This is a genomic window from Streptomyces sp. NPDC006265 (genome assembly GCF_040613555.1).
GTDB lineage: Bacteria > Actinomycetota > Actinomycetes > Streptomycetales > Streptomycetaceae > Streptomyces.
The window spans coordinates 1-4,155 of sequence record NZ_JBEXSH010000813.1 but is presented as its reverse complement, the minus strand read 5'-3'; the positions used below and the strand labels follow the sequence as shown (position 1 = coordinate 4,155).

At 73.7% G+C, this 4,155-nt stretch carries 6 protein-coding genes; 4 read left to right on the top strand and 2 right to left on the bottom strand.

Features of this window, described 5'->3' with window-relative positions:
* Window positions 1-117: 117 nt before the first annotated feature.
* Window positions 118-684, bottom strand: coding sequence for a hypothetical protein (locus ABZ281_RS40490; RefSeq protein WP_356662971.1), 567 nt, complete (start codon window positions 682-684; stop codon window positions 118-120).
* A gap of 111 nt (window positions 685-795) precedes the next feature.
* Here ABZ281_RS40490 and tsaB point away from each other — a divergent pair, with 111 nt between their 5' ends.
* The 4 genes from tsaB to ABZ281_RS40470 are packed head-to-tail and all read left to right on the top strand — an operon-like array spanning window position 796 to window position 3,287.
* Complete coding sequence (gene tsaB / locus ABZ281_RS40485) at window positions 796-1,449, top strand: tRNA (adenosine(37)-N6)-threonylcarbamoyltransferase complex dimerization subunit type 1 TsaB (protein ID WP_356662970.1); 654 nt, start codon at window positions 796-798, stop codon at window positions 1,447-1,449.
* Entirely contained in the window at window positions 1,446-1,952 is a 507-nt protein-coding gene (rimI, locus tag ABZ281_RS40480) for a ribosomal protein S18-alanine N-acetyltransferase (RefSeq protein WP_356662969.1), read from the top strand. Before tsaB ends, rimI begins: the two co-directional genes overlap by 4 nt.
* On the top strand, window positions 1,945-3,033 hold the full coding sequence (gene tsaD / locus ABZ281_RS40475) for a tRNA (adenosine(37)-N6)-threonylcarbamoyltransferase complex transferase subunit TsaD (protein WP_356662968.1): 1,089 nt from the start codon (window positions 1,945-1,947) through the stop codon (window positions 3,031-3,033). Before rimI ends, tsaD begins: the two co-directional genes overlap by 8 nt.
* Window positions 3,030-3,287, top strand: a complete 258-nt coding sequence (locus tag ABZ281_RS40470) for a hypothetical protein (RefSeq protein ID WP_356662967.1) — start codon at window positions 3,030-3,032, stop codon at window positions 3,285-3,287. The genes tsaD and ABZ281_RS40470 overlap by 4 nt, the downstream gene beginning before the upstream one ends.
* A 234-nt stretch (window positions 3,288-3,521) precedes the next feature.
* On the opposite strand, the gene ABZ281_RS40465 is transcribed toward ABZ281_RS40470, so the two are convergent.
* Window positions 3,522-4,155: fibronectin type III-like domain-contianing protein (locus ABZ281_RS40465; RefSeq protein ID WP_356662966.1), on the bottom strand; the 634-nt coding region annotated here is incomplete at its 5' end.

The window sequence follows — 4,155 nt, the reverse complement described above, 5'->3', positions numbered from 1 at the left end:
GTACGTCCAGTACGAGGGCTTCCGGCCGGCACGCCGAGAGCACGCACCGGACGCCGCTCCTCAACGGGCAAACGTTGCCTGCCGCGGCACTAGCTAGTCCCATCCGGACGACCGGCCCTAGCGGACCACCACCACCGTGCGGCCGATCGTCGCGAACGTCCACATCGCGTCGCCGTCCGCGCGGGCCTCGCGGATGCCGCCCGTGCGGGCCTTCGGGTGGGGGGCGGGGGCGGAGGCGTTCGGGCCCCCCACGGCCGCGCTGAAGCCGATGACCACGCCGTCCACCGTCGCGAAGCGCACCACGTGTTCGACCGGGACGCCGTCGGACCCGGTGACCCTGTTCGAGCGGGACGTCACCGAGTAGCTGCCCGGCGCCGGGTCCACCGCGCTCGGGTCGACCTGGAACGTACGGCTGACCGCCTCGTCCCCGGCGACCAGCCACACCCGGTCTCCGCGCAGCGAGTACACGACCCGGGCGCCCTTGCCCGAGTCGCCGGGCAGCGCCGTGGGGTCCTTCTTCACCTGGGGCGCCGTCGATGTGCCGGCCGCCGGTGCGGCGCCCGCGTGCGCCGCTCTGCCCCGGCCGGCGGGGAGGGACTCGGCCGCCTGATGGGCGAGGTAGCCGACCGTCGCGAGGGCCGCGGCGGTGAGCCCGGCCACGATTCCCGAGCTGCTGGCTGACACCGGAGTCCACCTCACGTCGTATCGCTGTCGTGACGGTAGGTGACGGTAGCAGCACGTGACGGCCCGACAGGTGCGGCCGTGCCGGGCCCCGGAGAGCCGTAGGCTGTTTGCGTGCTCTTGCTCGCTCTGGATACCGCCACGCCCGCCGTCACCGTCGCGCTGCACGACGGACGCGATGTCATCGCCTCCTCGAGTCAGGTGGACGCGCGGCGGCACGGGGAACTGCTGCTGCCGGCGATCGACCGGCTCTTCGCCGAGGCCGGTCTGCGGCTCGACGCCGTCACAGGGGTCGTCGCCGGGATCGGTCCGGGACCGTACACCGGGCTGCGCGTCGGCCTGATGACCGCGGACACCTTCGGGCTCGCGCTCGGTGTCCCCGTGCACGGCGTGTGCACGCTGGACGGCCTCGCCTACGCCGCCGACCTGGAGGGCCCCTTCGTCGTCGCGACCGACGCCCGCCGCAAGGAGGTGTACTGGGCCCGCTACAGCGACTCCCGGACCCGGGTCACCGCCCCGGCCGTGGACCGGCCCGCCGACATCGCCGAGCAGGTCGAGGGGCTGCCCGCGATCGGCGCGGGCGCGCTGCTGTACCCGGACACCTTCCCCAAGGCGCACGAGCCGGAGCACGTGTCCGCCGCAGCCCTGGCCCGGCTGGCCGTCGAGAAGCTGGCGGCAGGCGAGGAACTCCCCGCGCCCCGGCCGCTGTACCTGCGCCGCCCCGACGCCCAGGTCCCCAAGAACTACAAGGTGGTCACCCCCAAGTGACCGAACCCGTGACGTGTGCGCTGCGCGAGATGCGCTGGTGGGACATCGACTCCGTGCTGAAACTGGAGCGGGACCTGTTCCCCGAGGACGCCTGGTCCCGGGGCATGTTCTGGTCCGAACTGGCCCATGCGCGGGGGCCGGGGGCCAACCGGCGGTACGTGGTCGCCGAGGACGCCTCCCGGATCGTCGGCTACGCCGGTCTGGTCGCCACCGGTGAGCAGGCCGACGTCCAGACCATCGCCGTGTCCCGCGAGCTGTGGGGCACCGGCCTCGGCGGACGGCTGCTGGCCGAACTGCTGCGGGCGGCCGGTGCCTTCGAGTGTGCCGAGGTGATGCTGGAGTGCCGGGTCGACAACCTCCGCGCACAGAAGCTGTACGAGCGCTTCGGTTTCGAGCCCATCGGTTTCCGGCGCGGCTACTACCAGCCCGGGAACGTGGACGCCCTGGTGATGCGCCTGACCGCCCCCGAGAACTCCGTACAAGGAACCGAGATCAATGGCTGACGAACCCCTCGTACTGGGAATCGAGACCTCCTGCGACGAGACCGGCGTCGGCATCGTCCGGGGCACCAACCTGCTGGCCGACGCCGTCGCCTCCAGCGTCGACGAGCACGCCCGCTTCGGCGGCGTCGTGCCGGAGGTCGCGAGCCGCGCCCACCTGGAGGCGATGGTCCCCACCATCGACCGCGCGCTGAAGGACGCGGGCGTCACCGCCCGCGACCTCGACGGCATCGCCGTCACCGCCGGTCCCGGCCTCGCCGGTGCCCTGCTGGTCGGCGTCTCCGCGGCGAAGGCCTACGCCTACGCCCTCGGCAAGCCCCTTTACGGCGTCAACCACCTCGCCTCGCACATCTGCGTGGACCAGCTGGAGCACGGCGCGCTGCCCGAGCCGACCATGGCCCTGCTGGTCTCCGGCGGCCACTCCTCGCTGCTGCTGTCCTCGGACATCACCTCCGACGTCCGTCCGATGGGCGCCACCATCGACGACGCGGCCGGCGAGGCCTTCGACAAGATCGCCCGCGTGCTGAACCTCGGCTTCCCCGGCGGCCCGGTCATCGACCGGTACGCCAAGGAGGGCGACCCGAACGCGATCGCCTTCCCACGGGGTCTGACCGGCCCGCGCGACCCGGCCTACGACTTCTCCTTCTCGGGACTGAAGACCGCCGTGGCCCGCTGGATCGAGGCCAGGCGGGCGGCGGGGGAGGAGGTGCCGGTGCGGGACGTGGCGGCGTCCTTCCAGGAGGCGGTCGTCGACGTGCTGACCCGCAAGGCCGTCCGGGCCTGCAAGGACGAGGGCGTCGACCACCTGATGATCGGCGGCGGCGTGGCCGCCAACTCCCGGCTGCGCGTCCTCGCCCAGGAGCGCTGCGAGGCCGCCGGCATCCGGCTGCGCGTGCCGCGGCCCAAGCTGTGCACGGACAACGGCGCGATGGTCGCCGCCCTCGGCGCCGAGATGGTCGCCCGGGGCCGGGCGGTGTCGAGCTGGGACCTGTCGGCCGACTCCTCGCTGCCGGTGACGGAGCCTCACGTCCCGGGCGACCACGACCATGTGCACGAGGTCAGCAAGGAGAACCTCTACCCGTGACGGTCGCGTTGATGTGGGAGGCCCGGGCGTCCGACGGGCGGGGCGCCGAACTGCTCACCTGGGCGCGGGCGCAGGAGCTCGCGCGAGAGCCCTTGCGCCGGGAGATCTTCCGGGCGCCGCAGGACCGCGTCCTCGTCATCACCTGGTGGGACGCGCCCTACGACGCCGAGCTGCCCGAACTGCCGGAGCCGGACGGGGAACTGGTCACGCGGGCGGTGCACCGGTGGCGGTTCGAGTCGGTCACCGAAGGCTGAACCGGGGCCGGTCCGGGTCCTAGGGCGTGTCCGCGAAGTCGCGCCTGCCCCGCGGCGCCTGACACGCTCCCCGAGCTCTCGGCTCCGCTCGAGCAGGGGGCACTCGCACTCGCCGCACCGGACGAAGCCCCGACCACGTCCAGTGCGAGGGACTTTGCCCGGCACGCCGAGAGCACGCACCGGATGCCGCGGGGCCCGCCCTCCGGGCGAACGACGGGACTGTGCGGACGCGCCCTAGGACACCTCGGTCTCGCAGCGCAGCCGCCGGTCGGTGCCGAGCACCCGGACCGGGCCCGTCAGGGTGAGGTGCGTGGTGTGCCGTACGTCCGCGCTCGACGCCGCCAGCCTCAGTTCCAGGGCACCCGGCTCGACCACCCGGCGGCCCGAGCGGTCGGTGAAGGACGACAGGTCCGCGTGGAAGCGGAAGGTCACCCGGGCCGCGTCGCCCGGGGCCGCCGTCACGCGCTGGTAGCCGATCAGCCGCATGTCGGGGCGGGTCACGGACGCCACAGGGTCGTGCAGATACAGCTGCACCACCTCCGCGCCCTCGCGGGCGCCGGTGTTGCGGACGGTCACGGACACCTCGTACGAGCCGTCCGTGCCGATCTCGACCGGCCCGGCGGCGGCGGGCACCTCCCAGGAGAACCCCGAGTACGAGCGGCCGTGGCCGAAGGCGTACAGCGGGGTCGGGTCGAGGTTGCTGACCTCGCCCGCGAGGCCCAGGGGCGGCTGGAGGTAGGTCCAGGGCTGGCCGCCGGGGAGCCGCGGGACGCTGACGGGCAGCCGGCCCGAGGGATCGACCCGGCCCGACAGGACGCCCGCGACCGCCGGGCCGCCCTCCTCGCCCGGGAAGAACGCCTGGACGACC